The following is a 16659-nucleotide window of genomic DNA, read 5'->3' as shown; positions in this document are numbered from 1 at the left end:
TATCCATTCTCCAGCATGTAAGGCACTTGGTCTTCAACGCTAGTCGCGTGTTACCGGGTGCCTTCATTAGTGGGTTGAGGGGTGGTGCCGCCTGTGTCCGATTATAGCTGCATGGTTGGAAACATCCTTCGTTTACACCTGGCAGTTTTGCCAGTTGAGGGGCTCTCCATCTGCTTGTACTAATTACCCATGCGTCTATCTGGCCGCCCCTGTTTGCTTTCGGGTAAGGGCCGTTGGGAATGAATGGGAGATGTGCATCATGCGGGTTTCGAACACGTGGAAAATCTTTTGTACAGTGTCGTTGCTCTCTGCGCTGGTACCTGGTCAGGCTGTTGCGGCCAGCGCAACCACTGAGCCGTTAGGCAGGGTAAGTGGTTGCCCGCAAACGGACACTGACAACTATGCCTCCTACATAGCCGGTGACTGGCAGACGCCAGTCCCGGGTCAGTTGCAAAAAGTAATCATCGCATCGGATCCCCAAGCGTTTCGTGTAGTCACTAGCCGAAATCCCTATGATGAATCCAGGGATGAAAAAAAATGGAAGGCGGTGTTGGGTGAAAGCTACATGGCCAGTTTACGCATCCAGCGGCAGGGGGATGCGTATGTTCCCCTTATCATCAATGGCGATATAACCGACTTCGGGCATGGTAAGGAGCGAAGCGCGGTGCAGGAGCGCTTCAAGATGGCCCCCTCGTTGAAACCCGGGCCATTGATTTTGCCTGGATTGGGTAACCATGATTACGATCAAAATGTAAATGATTGCACCAATAACGGGTGTGCTCGCGATGCGGTGTGTGACCATATTGCGTGGGTCCAGACAATCCAGAGTAAATCGCGGGGGGTCAATTTCGATCACCGGTTCACCTCTGGCGGCGGGGCCCCCTCAAAACATACCGGGTCCCTCTCGTATTCATTCGATGTGGGGAAGCTGCACATTGTGCAGTTGAATCTCGAGCCTACGTACACGAGACAGTTTGAGGGTGGCACTCTCGATTTCCCCATTTATTTCGATATCGAAAATTCCATGAATTGGCTAAGTGCAGATTTGCGCGATGCCAAACGCCGAGGTCAGGTCAGTATTGTAAATTTGCACAAACGAACAGGTTGGAAGGATCCGCAAGTGCAGACCGGTGCCTTCAAGGCCCTCATAGAAGAGACGGGGGTGATCGCAGTGTTTGCGGGGCATCTTCATAGACAAATTGGCCGTAAAACGACGATTGGGAAAGTGCCTGTTTTTCAAACGGGGGCGCTGCTCGACCGGTCCTACCTTGCCCTGTATTTTGATTGGCACGAGAATATCCTTCACGTCAAGAATGTCGTAAATACTGCAGATGCAGGCGAATCGTTCGTCCGCTTTGGGCCTGCGCCACCCCCTCCGAATAATTCGCTGCACGTTGAACTCTTCAGGGGGCATTCATACACCGGTGAGGCCTGCTCGCTCTATGTGCTGCCTGGGGCCGATAAAACGTGGATTGACAGATCGAAATGCCCTCGTCAAGCCAACAATTATTATATGTCGATGAAAGTGCGCGGGTATATGCCTAGCATGGGGCAGTTATGCCTTTCAGGGACGGGGACCAGACGCTGCTATGGCGGGGATTACCGAGGTGACTTTTCCATTCCTCAGTTTCAAAACTTGAATCCTTTGCCTGAGGGGCTCAAGCGCAGTGGGTGGGGCTTGGCATCTCAGGGCTTTTATACCATTTCGCTCGGCCTATGAGCTGGCGGGGTGCTGAGCTTCTAGCTGCACAGGATCGAGGCACTGGTCTCTCCACCAGGATGGGCCAGTTTCCCGGCAGGCGGGCGGAGAGTGGACGGCGACATCGTCGCTCCAGCGATCAAGCCAGCGTTTGGTGTCGGAGCGTGAGCTCCCAGTCCCTATCTCATCGCAGCTCACGCCTGGCTGTTCAAATAATCACCATCACCTTGCTTGTACGCGCGGCCTTCTCTACAATTGCGCCCCTTGCCGACCTGGCAGGCGCGCATGTGCCTCCCCACCGTGCAAGACATACAGTGTCATTCACTCCTTGTCTGACCAGATTCGCTGGCAGACTACTAACCCGTAAGGAGCATTCATGCGTCATTACGAAATCATCTTCCTGGTTCACCCGGACCAGAGCGAGCAAGTCGGCGGCATGGTTGAGCGTTACACCAAGCTGATCGAAGAAGATGGTGGCAAGATCCACCGCCTGGAAGACTGGGGCCGTCGTCAACTGGCCTACGCAATCAACAATGTTCACAAGGCTCACTACGTGATGCTGAACGTTGAGTGCACTGGCAAGGCCCTGGCCGAGCTGGAAGACAACTTCCGCTACAACGATGCCGTTATCCGTAACCTGGTCATCCGTCGTGACGAAGCCGTTACCGGTCAGTCCGAGATGCTGAAGGCTGAAGAAAACCGCAGCGAGCGCCGTGAGCGTCGCGAGCGTCCTGAGCATGCCGAGTCCGCCGATGGCGACGACAGCAATGACAGCGACTCCAGCGATAACGCTGACGAGTAATCCACGGACCTTTAGAGGAGCCTATTAAATGGCACGTTTCTTCCGTCGTCGTAAATTCTGCCGCTTCACTGCTGAAGACGTGAAAGAGATCGACTTCAAAGATCTCAACACCCTGAAAGCTTACGTATCCGAAACCGGCAAGATCGTTCCAAGCCGTATCACCGGTACCAAAGCTCGTTATCAGCGTCAGCTGGCTACCGCTATCAAGCGCGCCCGCTTCCTGGCCCTGCTGCCCTACACCGACAGCCACGGCCGCTGAGACCGGGTCGTCGACAAGCAGTAAGGGATTAGCATGCGAGCGTTAGCAAGTTTCATCATGCGCGGTCGTGTGCAGGCCACCCTCGTGGTGGTCATCAGCGCGGTACTGCCGCTGCTGTTCTGGTTGAGTGCCGCTGCCGGCAGCCTTGTGCTGCTGCGGCGGGGTTTCAAGGATGCTACAACGGTCATCGCCGGCGGCTTGCTCGCCGGGCTGGCCGTGTGGGTCATGGGCGATCCGATCACCTTCATGGTGATCGCCGGTGCCCTGGCCTTGGCCGCCATGTTGCGTGCCGAGCATTCCTGGAGCCGGGTTCTGGTGGTCAGCGCCGTGTTCGCCGTGGTTTTCAGCCACGTGCTCGATCTGGCGCTGGCCCCGACCTTCGATGCGCTGGCCAAGGCGTTTTCCGACGCCATGCCGCAAGTCGAGGGGCAACCGGTGCTCTCCGGCGAAACGATCCGCCCTGTGCTGGTCGCTTCCACAGCCGTGACGGTGCAATTGTTCTGCGTGCTGGCTTTGGTGCTGGCGCGTTATTGGCAGGCAGCGTTGTACAACCCTGGAGGCTTCGGTCGCGAATTTCGCGCACTGAAGTTGTCGAAACAGACCATGGCGGTCTTGGTGGCAGTGATGGTGGTGGCTCCGTTCATCGGGCCGCAGTTCATCATCCTGGCATCGGCTTCGAGCCTGGTACTGGTGCTGGCCGGCATCGCGTTGATGCATGGGCTCGTGGCACAGGGCCGACTGGCTGGTTTCTGGCTGGTGGGGATCTACGTGACGTTGCCGCTGATCATGCAGCTGATTTATCCGTTGCTGGTGGTTTTGGCCATTGTCGACAGCCTGATTGATTTTCGCGGTCGCAAGTCCCCCAAGGGGAATGACTCCGCGAACGGTGAAGGTTAAAAGTTAAGAGGTTTTACCAAATGGAACTGATCCTGCTGGAAAAAGTCGCCAACCTGGGTAACCTGGGCGACAAAGTAAATGTTAAGGCTGGCTACGGCCGTAACTACCTGCTGCCATTCGGCAAGGCCACCGCTGCGACCGCCGCCAACCTGGCTGCGTTCGAAGAGCGTCGCGCCGAGCTGGAAAAAGCAGCCGCTGACAAGAAAGCTTCGGCTGAAAGCCGCGCTGCCCAACTGGCCGAGCTGGAAGTGACCATCACTGCCACCGCTGGCGACGAAGGCAAGCTGTTCGGTTCGATCGGCACCCACGACATCGCTGACGCCCTGACCGCCTCTGGCGTTGAAGTGGCCAAAGCTGAAGTGCGTCTGCCGAACGGCACCATCCGTCAGGTTGGCGAATACGACGTAGCCGTGCACCTGCACAGCGACGTTGAAGCCACCGTACGTGTGGTCGTCGTAGCTGCCTAAGCTGCGCTGACCGGCTGGCCCGTCAGGTGTCAGCCGGTTAACATCGGGCACGGTCCTGTCTTCGACAGGCCGTGCCCTTTGTGTTTCTAATCCTCCAGCATTCTTCCGTGGACATGAACGAGATCACTTCCTCCGAACAGCTTGACCTGCAAACCGCAGCCCTGAAGGTGCCGCCGCATTCCATCGAGGCCGAACAGGCCGTGCTCGGTGGCCTGATGCTGGACAACAATGCCTGGGAGCGGGTGCTGGACCAGGTGTCGGATGGCGACTTCTATCGGCATGACCACCGTTTGATCTTCCGTGCCGTGCACAAGTTGGCCGACGCCAACCAGCCATTCGACGTGGTGACCCTGCACGAGCAGCTGGACAAGGAAGGCCTTTCCACGCAGGTGGGTGGCTTGGCGTACCTCGCCGAACTGGCCAAGAACACGCCGTCGGTGGCCAACATCAAGGCGTACGCCGCGATCATTCGCGAGCGGGCCACGCTGCGCCAGCTGATCAGCATCAGTACCGACATTGCCGACAACGCGTTCAACCCGCAGGGGCGCGATGCCGCGGAAATTCTCGACGATGCCGAGCGGCAGATCTTCCAGATCGCCGAGGCGCGGCCCAAGACCGGTGGCCCGGTGGGTGTCAACGAGCTGTTGACCAAGGCCATCGACCGTATCGACACACTGTTCAACTCCGACAGCGATATCACCGGGGTATCAACCGGCTTTACCGACCTGGACGGGAAAACCAGCGGCCTGCAGCCGGCCGACCTGGTCATCGTTGCGGGTCGACCCTCCATGGGTAAAACCACCTTCGCCATGAACCTTGTTGAAAACGCGGTGCTGCGTACCGACAAGGCAGTGCTGGTGTTCTCGCTGGAGATGCCAGGCGAATCGCTGGTCATGCGTATGCTGTCGTCGCTTGGCCGTATCGACCAGACCAAGGTGCGTTCCGGGCAGCTGGACGATGATGACTGGCCGCGCCTGACCTCGGCTGTGAACCTGCTCAACGACCGCAAGCTGTTCATCGACGATACCGCCGGCATCAGCCCATCGGAGATGCGTGCGCGTACGCGGCGCCTGGCCCGCGAACACGGCGAAATTGCCCTGATCATGGTCGACTACCTGCAGCTGATGCAGATCCCGGGGTCGGCCGGTGACAACCGTACCAACGAAATTTCCGAGATCTCCCGCTCGCTGAAAGCGCTGGCGAAGGAGTTCAACTGCCCGGTCATCGCGCTCTCCCAGCTGAACCGATCCCTGGAGCAGCGCCCGAACAAACGCCCGGTGAACTCCGACTTGCGTGAATCCGGTGCAATCGAGCAGGACGCCGACGTGATCATGTTCGTCTACCGTGACGAGGTGTACCACCCCGAAACCGAGCACAAGGGCGTGGCGGAAATCATCATCGGTAAACAGCGTAACGGGCCGATTGGTTTTGTGCGGCTGGCGTTTATTGGTAAATACACCCGCTTCGAGAACCTGGCGCCGGGGATGTATAACTTCGACGACGACGAGTAAGGCTCGACCAGGCGTTCGCCTTGGCAGTTTCAGTGTTGTTGAGTTCAAGCGCCGCGAGGGCGGCGCTCGATCTGACAAGCGAAGCTATCACCACGGCGGGCCTTTACACCAACTGTCGCGCAACCCACCTATCCCCTACGATTCCAGTCGGACTTGGTTAAAATTTGTGCTATATTTCGCGCCCGCGATTTTCCTGCACACCAGAACCGGTCACTGACATGCAAGCAGCCAAACCACTCTACGACTATCCCAAGTACTGGGCCGAATGCTTCGGGCCAGCACCTTTCCTGCCAATGAGCAGGGAGGAGATGGATCTGCTCGGCTGGGATTCCTGCGACATCATCATCGTGACCGGGGATGCCTACGTCGACCACCCGTCGTTCGGCATGGCCATCATCGGCCGCCTGCTGGAGGCCCAGGGCTTCCGCGTGGGCATCATTGCCCAGCCGAACTGGCAGTCCAAAGACGACTTCATGAAGCTGGGCGAGCCGAACCTGTTCTTCGGGGTGGCCGCCGGCAACATGGACTCGATGATCAACCGCTATACCGCAGACAAGAAAATCCGCTCCGATGACGCCTACACCCCGGGCGGGCTGGCCGGCAGCCGCCCTGACCGAGCCAGCCTGGTGTACAGCCAGCGCTGCAAGGAAGCCTACAAGCACGTGCCGATCGTGCTGGGCGGCATCGAGGCCTCGCTGCGCCGTATCGCGCATTACGACTACTGGCAGGACAAGGTCCGCCACTCGATCCTGATCGACGCCAGCGCCGACATCCTGCTGTTCGGCAACGCCGAGCGGGCCGTGGTCGAAGTCGCCCAGCGCCTGTCCAATGGCGAGCGCATCGACACCATCACCGACGTACGTGGCACCGCGTTCGTGCGCCGCGATACCCCGCAAGGCTGGTACGAGATCGACTCCACCCGCATCGACCGCCCGGGCCGTGTCGACAAGATCATCAACCCCTACGTGAATACCCAGGACACCCAGGCCTGCGCCATCGAGCAGGCCAAAGGTGACCAGGAAGACCCGAACGAAGCCAAGGTGGTGCAGATTCTCGACAGCCCGCGCATGACCCGCGACAAGTCGGTGATCCGCCTGCCTTCGTTCGAGAAAGTGCGCAACGACCCGGTGCTGTACGCCCACGCCAACCGTGTGCTGCACCTGGAGACCAACCCCGGCAACGCCCGCGCCCTGGTGCAAAAACACGGCGAAGTGGATGTGTGGTTCAACCCGCCACCCATTCCCATGAGCACCGAAGAAATGGACTACGTGTTCGGCATGCCGTATGCGCGTGTGCCGCACCCTGCCTACGGCAAGGAGCGCATTCCGGCCTACGAGATGATCCGTTTCTCGGTGAACATCATGCGCGGCTGCTTTGGCGGCTGCACCTTCTGCTCGATCACCGAGCACGAAGGCCGGATCATCCAGAACCGTTCGCACGAGTCGATCCTCCACGAGATCGAAGAAATGCGCGACAAGGTGCCTGGCTTCACCGGCGTGGTGTCTGACCTGGGCGGCCCGACCGCCAACATGTACCGCATCGCCTGTAAAAGCCCGGACATCGAAAAGCACTGCCGCAAGCCGTCGTGCGTGTTCCCCGGTATCTGCGAGAACCTTAACACCGACCATAGCTCGTTGATCGAGCTGTACCGCAAGGCCCGTGCCTTGCCAGGTGTGAAGAAAATCCTGATTGCCTCGGGCCTGCGCTACGACCTGGCGGTCGAGTCGCCGGAATACGTGAAGGAGCTGGTCACCCACCACGTGGGCGGTTACCTCAAGATTGCCCCGGAGCACACCGAGCGTGGCCCGCTGGACAAGATGATGAAGCCCGGTATCGGCACCTACGACCGCTTCAAGCGCATGTTCGAGAAGTTCTCGAAAGAAGCGGGCAAGGAGCAGTACCTGATCCCGTACTTCATCGCCGCGCACCCAGGCACCACCGATGAAGACATGATGAACCTGGCCCTGTGGCTCAAGGGCAACGGCTTCCGTGCCGATCAGGTGCAGGCGTTCTACCCCTCGCCGATGGCCTCGGCCACGGCCATGTACCATTCGGGCAAGAACCCGCTGCGCAAGGTGACCTACAAGAGCGAAGGCGTGGATATCGTCAAGAGCGACGAGCAGCGCCGGCTGCACAAGGCATTTTTGCGCTATCACGACCCCAAGGGTTGGCCGATGTTGCGTGAGGCGCTGGAGCGCATGGGCCGCGCCGACCTGATCGGCCCGGGCAAGCACCAGCTGATCCCCCTGCACCAGCCGCAATCGGACACCTACCAGAGTGCTCGGCGCAAGAACTCCACGCCTGCAGGTAGCCACAAGGTGGCCAAGGAGCAGAAGGTGCTGACCCAGCACACCGGCCTGCCGCCGCGTGCCAGTGATGGCAGCAAGCCTTGGGACAAGCGAGAAAAGGCCAAGGCCGAAGCATTCGCGCGCAACCAGCAAGCCGCCAAAGAGCGCAAGGATGCAGGCAAAGGTGGTAAAGCGGGCAAGGGCAAGAAACCGCGTCAGCCGGTCATCCCGCGCTAGTCGACCTCGTTCGGGGCCGCCTGGCGGCCCCGCAACACTGTGAATCCTTCAATCAGTTGTTATTCCGGGCGCGAGAATTCGCAGATCGCCCCGGTGGCTGCGTGTGCGTAAGCGGCGAGCAGGCTGTTGATGAGGCTGGACATGGGCATTTGGTATTGCTCCTAAATGAGTGGTTGTCCCATCGTCTAATAAAGGGGCATGATGTGCCCTTAGATTGGTTGTATACAATCCATTGAACAATTCAACTGCCTGGCCTATTGACACCCCCTTGACCCACATCAGCGAGGGGCTGAACGGTTTAAGGCAGTCTCGCAATTGATAAAACCCTGCCAAGGAGATTCATGATGTTTGCGAAAGCTGTAGCGGTATCCCTGCTGACCCTCGCCAGCGCCTCTGTCTTCGCAGCCGAGTGTTCGGTGACTGTCGATTCCACCGACCAGATGTCGTACAACACCAAGGAAATTACCGTCGACAAGAGCTGCAAGGAGTTCACGGTAAAACTGACGCACTCCGGCAACCTGCCGAAGAACGTCATGGGCCATAACCTGGTCATCAGCAAGACTGCCGACATGCAGGGCATTGCGACCGAAGGCATGAGCCAGGGCCTGGAGAAGGACTACATCAAGGCCGACAACGCCGCGATCATTGCCCACACCAAGATGATTGGTGCGCCTGAGAAAGAAACCGAGATCAAGTTTGACACCTCCAAGCTGGATGCCGGCGGTGACTACAGCTTCTTCTGCACCTTCCCTGGCCACATCTCGATGATGAAGGGCAAGGTTGTCGTCAAGTGATCTAAAGCGCGTGGGTACGTGTCATTGGGGCCGCTTTGCGGCCCCATTGCATTGTTACGGCGCAAACGGCAGCTCGCGCTTGTGCTGGGTCTTGCGGTAGTTGGCGACGATGATGTCGAACGCCGCCTGATCGATGGGTTGCCCCTGCAGGAAGTCGTCGATCTGCTGGTATGTCACACCGTGCGACGCTTCGTCCGGCTTGCCCGGTTCCAGGTCTTCCAGGTCAGCCGTTGGCACCTTCTCCACCAGTGAGTCGGGCGCCCCGAAGCTGCGCGCAATCGCCCGTACCTGGCGCTTCACCAGGCCGCTCAACGGGGCCAGGTCGCAGGCACCGTCACCAAATTTGGTAAAGAAGCCCATTACCGCTTCGGCGGCGTGGTCGGTACCGATCACCAGCCCCGCACGGGCGCCGGCAATGGTGTACTGCGCCACCATGCGCGTACGTGCCTTGACGTTGCCGACCACGAAGTCCACAAGGGTGGGCGAACCGGCCTTCAGCTCGACCACTTCGGCGGCCAGTGCCTTCACCGCAGGGGCGATGTCGACGGTGTGTACTTCGTCGGCCTTGATCACTTCCAGGCAGGCCTGGGCGTCATGCTCATCGTGCTGGACGTGGTAGGGCAGGCGTACGGCGATGAAGGTGTAGGCCTTGTCGCCGGTTTCTGCACGCAGCTCGTTGATGGCGCGCTGGGCGAGCAGTGCAGCGGTGAGTGAGTCGACACCGCCGCTGATGCCCAGCACCAGGGTCTTGAGGCGGGCGTTGGCCAGGCAGCCCTTGATGAACGCCACACGCCGGGCGACTTCGGCGTCCAGGGCAGCGGCGTCGGCGAACGGCGGCTGTACCTTCAGGGCCTGGGCAATTTCCTGTTGAACCGCTTGCATGGGTTACTCCTTGCTGGGGACTTTGAATACATGACGCAAGTAGGCGACGAAATTCGGGTCGCGGCACTGGGTCTTGGCCGCCTCGTCGGAAATCTTCGCCACCGGGGCGCCGTTGCAGTCGGTCATCTTGAGCACGATGCTCATCGGCGCTACCCCCGGGATGTCGCATGTCAGGTTGGTGCCGATACCAAAGCTTACGTTGATGCGACCGCGCAGCGCACGGAAGATTTGCAGCGCCCGGGGCAGGTCCAGGCCATCGGAGAACACCAGGGTCTTGGTCATCGGGTCGATGCCCAGGTGCTGGTAGTGGGCGATGGCTTTTTCCGCCCAGGCCACCGGCTCGCCGGAGTCATGGCGCAGGCCGTCGAAGAGCTTGGCGAAATACAGGTCGAAATCACCAAGGAAGGCGTCCATGGTGACGCAGTCGGTCAGGGCGATGCCCAGCAACCCGCGGTACTCCCGCACCCAGCAGTCCAGTGCGGCGATCTGGCTGTCGATCAGCCGGGGGCCGAGCTGCTGATGGGCCATGATCCATTCGTGGGCCATGGTGCCCAGGGGTTTGATATCCAGCTTCCAGGCCAGGTCGACGTTGCTGGTGCCCACGAAGCGGGCCGGGAAGTCGTCGCGCAGCACCCGCACCACCTCCTGTTGCACGCGGCTGGAAAAGCGCCGGCGGGTGCCGAAGTCGGCGACCTGCATCTCGGCCAGCTCGTCACCGCTGGCATTGGCATTGAGCCAGTCGAATTTGCGATAGAGCTGGTCGCGTGCCTCCGACAGCCGCATGTGCGGGTGCAGGTGGCGGTTACGGACCTCGCTGATGATGGCCAGCAGCGGGACTTCGAACAGAATCACATGCAGCCAGGGGCCTTTGAGGCGCAGGCACAGCTGATCGTCCTCGATGCCCAGTTGTACGTAGCGCAGGTTGAAGCGGAACAACCGCAGAAACCGCAGAAAGTCCGGCTTCAGAAAGCTGATGCGTTCCAGAAAGCCCAACTGCCCGTCATCCAGGGTCAGGTCGCTGAGCCGTTCGAGCTGCTGACGGATTTCGCCAAGGTACGGGCGCAGGTCCTCGCCATTGCGGCAGCGGAACTCCCATTCCACGTCGGCATCCGGGTAGTTGTGCAACACAGCCTGCATCATGGTGAGTTTGTAGAAATCGGTGTCGAGCAGGTTATGCACGATGCGCTCGGCGAATGCGCTCTCGCTCATCAGGGGTGACTCCAGAAACGGCGAATGGCGGCCATTGTGCCAGCCTTTTCACTTTGATGTTTCGGCCAGCCTTGAAACGGTGCCGGCTGTAGCAGTCGCGCACCACGTGTGTGCAGTTCGGTGACGTTGTTTGTTACAGGCGGGTTGCACGGTGGTGTGGCGCAGGGTTGCAATGATGGCAGGGTCGGGTTGCCCTGGTTGCTGGATGAGGGTGGCGCCTTGCGCGTCGCAGACGGTTGCACGCTCAGTAACAAAAGGCCATGCCACGCTGGCACGTCCGTTAAACGAAGTGTTTAACAGCGATGTAAAACTGATGGCACGGCCCTTGCTCGGAGGACAGGGCTGAGTCGTTGTAGTGCCAACCAAAAAAAATTCAGGAGCACCACCTCATGTCGCAGACGTTTTACAAGAAAGGTTTTCTGGCCCTGGCCGTCGCCACGGCACTGGGTGTTTCTTCGTATGTTCAGGCCGACGTGAAGATCGGTGTCGCGGGCCCGATGACCGGGGCGAACGCAGCGTTTGGCGAGCAGTACATGAAGGGGGCCCAGGCCGCCGCCGACAAGATCAACGCGGCAGGTGGCGTGAACGGCGAGAAGATCGTGCTGGTGAAGGGCGATGATGCCTGCGAACCCAAGCAGGCCGTGGCCGTGGCCAACCGGTTGGTGGACCAGGACAAGGTCATTGGCGTGGTCGGCCATTTCTGCTCGTCCAACACCATCCCGGCTTCGGAGGTGTATGACGAAGCAGGCGTGATCGCCATCACCCCCGGCTCGACCAACCCGCAGGTCACCGAGCGTGGCCTTTCTGCCATGTTCCGCATGTGCGGCCGGGACGACCAGCAGGGCGTGGTCGCGGGCAACTACATCGTCGATGTGCTCAAGGGCAAGAAGGTGGCGGTGTTGCACGACAAGGACACCTACGGGCAGGGCCTGGCCGACGCGACCAAGGCGCAGCTGGAAAAGCGCGGCGTGAAACCGGTGCTGTATGAAGGCCTGACCCGTGGCGAGAAAGACTTCAGCGCCGTGGTCACCAAGATCCGCTCCGTGGGCGCCGACGTGGTGTACTTCGGCGGCCTTCACCCAGAGGCCGGGCCGCTGGTTCGGCAACTGCGCGAGCAGGGCCTGAAGGACGTGAAGTTCATGTCTGACGACGGCATCGTCACCGACGAGCTGGTGTCTACTGCTGGCGGCGCGCAGTACGTCGATGGCGTGTACATGACCTTCGGCGCCGACCCGCGCCTGCTGCCGGACAGCAAGGCGGTGGTGGAAGCATTCCGCAAGGCCGGCACCGAGCCTGAAGGCTACACCCTGTATGCCTATGCCTCGCTGCAGGCGTTGGCAGCGGCGTTCAACGGCGCCAAGTCGAACAAGGGCGAGGACGCCGCCAAGTGGCTGAAAGCCAACCCGGTGCAGACCGTGATGGGTGAGAAGAAGTGGGACAGCAAGGGCGACCTGACGGTGTCCGACTACGTGGTCTACCAGTGGGATAAGGACGGCAAGTACCACCAGCTGGAAAAACAACAATAACAACGGCCCAAGGCCCAGGTGCACACGCCCTGGGCCCAGGCCCCTGCGGTACCTGTCTTTATTCGTAGACCTGCACGGGTCTGCACTGCGAGGGCCGCCTTGACCCGGGCCCGCCGTGGGCGGCGCCCGTGCAGTCTCCATCAGGTGAGATTGCGTTATGGATGGTATTTTCCTGCAGCAACTGGTCAATGGCCTGACCCTTGGGTCGGTCTATGGCCTGATCGCCATCGGCTACACAATGGTCTATGGCATCATCGGCATGATCAACTTCGCGCACGGCGAGGTGTACATGATCTCCGCTTACCTGGCGGCGATCAGCCTGGCATTGCTGGCTTACTTCGGTATCGAATCCTTCCCCCTGTTGATGCTGGGCACGCTGTTGTTCACCATCGTGGTCACCGGGGTGTATGGCTTCACCATCGAGCGCATCGCCTATAAACCCCTGCGTAACTCCACCCGCCTGGCACCGCTGATCAGTGCCATCGGCATTTCGCTCATCCTGCAAAACTACGCGCAGATCAGCCAGGGCGCCCGCCAGCAGGGTGTACCGACGTTGCTCGAGGGCGCCTGGCGCGTCGATGTGGGCAGTGGCTTCGTACAATTGACCTACACCAAGATCTTCATCCTGGTGGCTGCGTTCGTCGGCATGGGCCTGCTGACCTATGTCATCAAGTACACCAAGCTTGGACGCATGTGCCGTGCCACCCAGCAGGACCGCAAGATGGCGTCGATTCTGGGGATCAACACCGACCGGGTGATTTCCTACGTATTCGTGATCGGTGCGGTGATGGCCGCGCTGGCCGGTGTGCTGATCACCATGAACTACGGCACCTTCGACTTCTATGCAGGCTTCATCATCGGCATCAAGGCATTTACCGCTGCCGTGCTCGGCGGCATCGGCTCGCTGCCGGGGGCGATGCTTGGCGGCATCATCCTGGGGATTTCCGAATCGCTGTTCTCGGGGCTGATCAACTCGGACTACAAGGACGTATTCAGCTTCTCGCTGCTGGTGCTCATCCTTATCTTCCGCCCTCAAGGCCTGCTGGGTCGCCCACTCGTGGCTAAGGTGTGATCATGTCCGTTACCAAAATTGCCTCTGTTTCCGAAACCAAGGGTTTCGACCTGAAGCGCAGCCTGCTGGAAACCCTGGTCGCAGGGCTGCTGGCGCTGATCGTGTTTGGCCCGGTAGTGGGCGTGGTGCTCGATGGCTACAGTTTCAACGCCGAGCCGCGCCGTGTGGCCTGGCTGGTTGGCGGGGTGATGGTGGGGCGCTTTCTGCTCAGCCTGTACCTGCAGACCGCCGCTGGCCGGCGCATGCTGCAGGGCTTCGACAGCGGTGGCTCGGGCGTGCATGTCAACGCACCGGACTACAAGTCGCGCCTGCGCTACATCATCCCGGCGCTGGTGATCATCGCCATCGTGTTCCCCATCTTTGCCAACAAGTACCTGCTGACCGTAGTCATCCTGGGGCTGATCTACGTTTTGCTGGGCCTTGGTTTGAACATCGTGGTGGGCCTGGCAGGCCTCCTCGACCTGGGCTACGTGGCGTTCTACGCCATCGGCGCCTATGGCCTGGCGCTGGGTTACCAGTACCTGGGGCTGGGCTTCTGGAGCGTACTGCCGCTTGCGGCCATCGCCGCTGCGTTGGCTGGGTGCATCCTGGGGTTCCCGGTGTTACGCATGCACGGCGACTACCTGGCCATCGTCACCCTGGGCTTTGGTGAAATCATCCGCCTGGTACTGAACAACTGGTTGTCGTTCACGGGCGGGCCCAACGGCATGCCGGCGCCTTCGCCGACCTTCTTCGGCCTGGAGTTCGGGCGGCGTGCCAAGGACGGCGGCGTGCCGATTCACGAGTTCTTCGGCTTCGATTACAACGCCAACCTCAAGTTCGTGTTCATTTATGGGGTGCTGTTTCTGGTCGTGCTGGCGGTGCTCTACATCAAGCACCGGCTGACCCGGATGCCGGTTGGGCGGGCCTGGGAAGCGCTGCGCGAGGACGAGATCGCCTGCCGTTCCATGGGGCTCAACCATGTGCTGGTCAAGCTGTCGGCCTTCACCCTGGGCGCATCGACTGCAGGCCTTGCCGGAGTGTTTTTCGCCACCTACCAGGGCTTCGTCAACCCGTCTTCGTTTACCTTCTTCGAGTCGGCGCTCATTCTGGCCATCGTCGTGCTGGGCGGCATGGGTTCGACCGTGGGCGTGGTCATCGCGGCCTTCGTGCTCACCGTCGCCCCCGAGCTGCTGCGCAGCTTCTCGGAATACCGGGTGCTGCTGTTCGGCGTGCTGATGGTGCTGATGATGATCTGGCGACCGCGGGGCCTGATTCGCATCAGCCGTACCGGTGTGACCCCGCGTAAAGGAGTGGCGCCATGAGCGACGAAATCATTTTGTCTGTGGATAACCTGATGATGCAGTTTGGTGGCATCAAGGCGCTCAGCGACGTCAGCCTGAAGGTCAGGCGCAACCAGATCTTCGCCCTGATCGGCCCCAATGGCGCCGGCAAGACCACGGTTTTCAACTGCCTTACCGGCTTCTACAAGCCCAGCGGCGGGCGCATAGAGCTGAACGTGCGGGGCGGCCACACCAATGTTATCCAGTTGCTGGGCGAGAGCTTCCAGGCGGCGGATTTTGTCTCCCCGTCCCGTTTCGCCAGCCGTCTCTACTACAAGATGTTCGGTGGCACACACCTGGTGAACCGCGCAGGCCTGGCCCGTACGTTCCAGAACATCCGCCTGTTCAAGGAGATGTCGGTCATCGAGAACCTGCTGGTGGCGCAGCACATGTGGGTAAACCGCAACCTGCTGGCCGGGGTGCTCAACACCAAGGCGTACCGCAAGTCCGAGAGCGATGCACTGGACCACGCCTTCTACTGGTTGGAGGTGGTCGACCTGGTTGATTGTGCCAACCGCCTGGCTGGCGAGCTGTCGTACGGCCAGCAGCGGCGCCTGGAGATTGCCCGGGCCATGTGCACGCGGCCCAAGGTGATCTGCCTGGACGAGCCTGCGGCCGGCCTGAACCCGCAGGAAACCGAGGCGCTCAGCCGTATGGTGCGGGTGCTGCGTGACGAGCACGACATCACGGTGGTGCTGATCGAGCACGACATGGGCATGGTCATGAGCATTTCCGACCATATCGTCGTGCTGGACCACGGCAACGTGATCGCCGAAGGCGCCCCGCAGGATATCCGCAACAACCCGACCGTGATCGCTGCCTACCTGGGTGCCGACGAAGAGGAACTGGTATGACTGCACCCATTCTCGAACTGCGTGACCTGGACGTGTTCTACGGCCCGATCCAAGCCCTCAAGCAAGTGTCCATGCACATCGATGAAGGTGAGACGGTGAGCCTGATTGGCGCCAACGGGGCGGGTAAATCCACCTTGTTGATGTCGATCTTTGGCCAACCGCGCGCCGCTGCCGGGCAGATCATTTACCGGGGGACGGACATCACCCGCAAGTCCACGCACTACATCGCGGCCAACGGCATTGCCCAATCCCCGGAGGGGCGGCGGGTGTTCCCGGACATGAGCGTGGAAGAAAACCTGATGATGGGCACCATCCCCATCGGCGACAAGCACGCCGACGAGGACATGCAGCGCATGTACGAATTGTTCCCGCGCCTCAAGGAGCGGCGCAACCAGCGTGCCATGACCATGTCCGGGGGCGAGCAGCAGATGCTGGCAATTGCCCGCGCACTGATGAGCCGGCCGAAGTTGCTGCTGCTGGACGAGCCTTCGCTGGGGCTGGCGCCGATCGTGGTCAAGCAGATTTTCGCCACCCTGCGTGAGCTGGCCAAGACCGGGATGACTATTTTTCTGGTGGAGCAGAACGCCAACCATGCGCTGAAACTGTCGGACCGCGCCTATGTGATGGTCAACGGGCAAATCCGCATGACCGGGACGGGGCAGGAGTTGTTGGTGAACGAAGAGGTGCGCAGCGCCTACCTGGGTGGGCACTGAGCGGCGGCGCCTGCCTGGTTCGTACGGCACGATATCGCGCCCTGCGCAAAGGCGTTCGCGCACAAACGCCCCCGGCATAATTGGCCCGAAACAAACGTAGGAGCGAGCAAAGCTCGCGATGCGCCGC

General features: G+C 60.4%; 15 protein-coding genes. 13 read left to right on the top strand and 2 right to left on the bottom strand.

Annotated elements, in window-relative coordinates; genetic code table 11:
• The first annotated feature begins 259 nt into the window (after positions 1-259).
• The 8 genes from IAE33_RS19340 (at position 260) to azu (ending at position 8954) form a co-directional block, all read left to right on the top strand.
• Positions 260-1720, top strand: a complete 1461-nt coding sequence (locus IAE33_RS19340; RefSeq protein WP_201164688.1) for a metallophosphoesterase family protein — start codon at positions 260-262, stop codon at positions 1718-1720.
• Positions 1721-2075: 355 nt separating this feature from the next.
• Entirely contained in the window at positions 2076-2501 is a 426-nt protein-coding gene (gene rpsF, locus IAE33_RS19335; protein WP_013974420.1) for a 30S ribosomal protein S6, read from the top strand.
• Positions 2502-2529: 28 nt separating this feature from the next.
• Positions 2530-2760, top strand: a complete 231-nt coding sequence (gene rpsR, locus IAE33_RS19330; RefSeq protein WP_003249563.1) for a 30S ribosomal protein S18 — start codon at positions 2530-2532, stop codon at positions 2758-2760.
• A 33-nt stretch (positions 2761-2793) separates the two neighbouring features.
• Positions 2794-3657, top strand: a complete 864-nt coding sequence (locus IAE33_RS19325; RefSeq protein ID WP_201164687.1) for a hypothetical protein — start codon at positions 2794-2796, stop codon at positions 3655-3657.
• Between the two features lie 20 nt (positions 3658-3677).
• Positions 3678-4124, top strand: a complete 447-nt coding sequence (gene rplI / locus IAE33_RS19320; RefSeq protein ID WP_028631822.1) for a 50S ribosomal protein L9 — start codon at positions 3678-3680, stop codon at positions 4122-4124.
• Between the two features lie 113 nt (positions 4125-4237).
• Positions 4238-5635: a replicative DNA helicase gene (gene dnaB, locus IAE33_RS19315; RefSeq protein ID WP_028631821.1), complete on the top strand. Its 1398-nt coding sequence runs from the start codon at positions 4238-4240 to the stop codon at positions 5633-5635.
• 218 nt (positions 5636-5853) lie between these two features.
• The gene (locus IAE33_RS19310; protein ID WP_201164686.1) at positions 5854-8160 is read left to right on the top strand and encodes a YgiQ family radical SAM protein; all 2307 of its coding nucleotides are present in this window, start codon (positions 5854-5856) and stop codon (positions 8158-8160) included.
• A gap of 344 nt (positions 8161-8504) precedes the next feature.
• Positions 8505-8954 carry an azurin gene (gene azu / locus IAE33_RS19305; RefSeq protein WP_028631819.1) on the top strand — a complete coding sequence of 150 codons (450 nt, stop codon included), beginning with the start codon at positions 8505-8507 and terminating at the stop codon, positions 8952-8954.
• Positions 8955-9008: 54 nt separating this feature from the next.
• Here azu and nadE read toward each other — a convergent pair whose 3' ends face one another.
• Both nadE and pncB read right to left on the bottom strand, forming a co-directional pair.
• Positions 9009-9836: an ammonia-dependent NAD(+) synthetase gene (gene nadE, locus IAE33_RS19300; protein WP_201164685.1), complete on the bottom strand. Its 828-nt coding sequence runs from the start codon at positions 9834-9836 to the stop codon at positions 9009-9011.
• Positions 9837-9839: 3 nt separating this feature from the next.
• On the bottom strand, positions 9840-11045 hold the full coding sequence (gene pncB, locus IAE33_RS19295; RefSeq protein WP_060480677.1) for a nicotinate phosphoribosyltransferase: 1206 nt from the start codon (positions 11043-11045) through the stop codon (positions 9840-9842).
• A gap of 389 nt (positions 11046-11434) precedes the next feature.
• On the opposite strand from pncB, the gene IAE33_RS19290 reads away from it, so the two are divergent.
• From IAE33_RS19290 to IAE33_RS19270, 5 genes are all read left to right on the top strand, one after another.
• Positions 11435-12571 (top strand): branched-chain amino acid ABC transporter substrate-binding protein, encoded by a 1137-nt coding sequence (locus IAE33_RS19290; RefSeq protein WP_060480676.1) that lies wholly within the window; start codon positions 11435-11437, stop codon positions 12569-12571.
• Positions 12572-12728: 157 nt separating this feature from the next.
• Entirely contained in the window at positions 12729-13643 is a 915-nt protein-coding gene (locus IAE33_RS19285; protein ID WP_028631815.1) for an ABC transporter permease subunit, read from the top strand.
• A gap of 2 nt (positions 13644-13645) precedes the next feature.
• Positions 13646-14947 carry a high-affinity branched-chain amino acid ABC transporter permease LivM gene (gene livM, locus IAE33_RS19280; RefSeq protein ID WP_201164684.1) on the top strand — a complete coding sequence of 434 codons (1302 nt, stop codon included), beginning with the start codon at positions 13646-13648 and terminating at the stop codon, positions 14945-14947.
• The gene (locus IAE33_RS19275) at positions 14944-15819 is read left to right on the top strand and encodes an ABC transporter ATP-binding protein (RefSeq protein ID WP_028631813.1); all 876 of its coding nucleotides are present in this window, start codon (positions 14944-14946) and stop codon (positions 15817-15819) included. Before livM ends, IAE33_RS19275 begins: the two co-directional genes overlap by 4 nt.
• Positions 15816-16532, top strand: coding sequence for an ABC transporter ATP-binding protein (locus tag IAE33_RS19270; RefSeq protein ID WP_028631812.1), 717 nt, complete (start codon positions 15816-15818; stop codon positions 16530-16532). Before IAE33_RS19275 ends, IAE33_RS19270 begins: the two co-directional genes overlap by 4 nt.
• Positions 16533-16659 lie beyond the last annotated feature (127 nt).

This window comes from Pseudomonas sp. S60, assembly GCF_016647865.1.
GTDB lineage: Bacteria > Pseudomonadota > Gammaproteobacteria > Pseudomonadales > Pseudomonadaceae > Aquipseudomonas > Aquipseudomonas parafulva.
The sequence above is the reverse complement of the archived record's forward strand: the minus strand, read 5'-3'. Positions and strand labels throughout refer to the sequence as shown.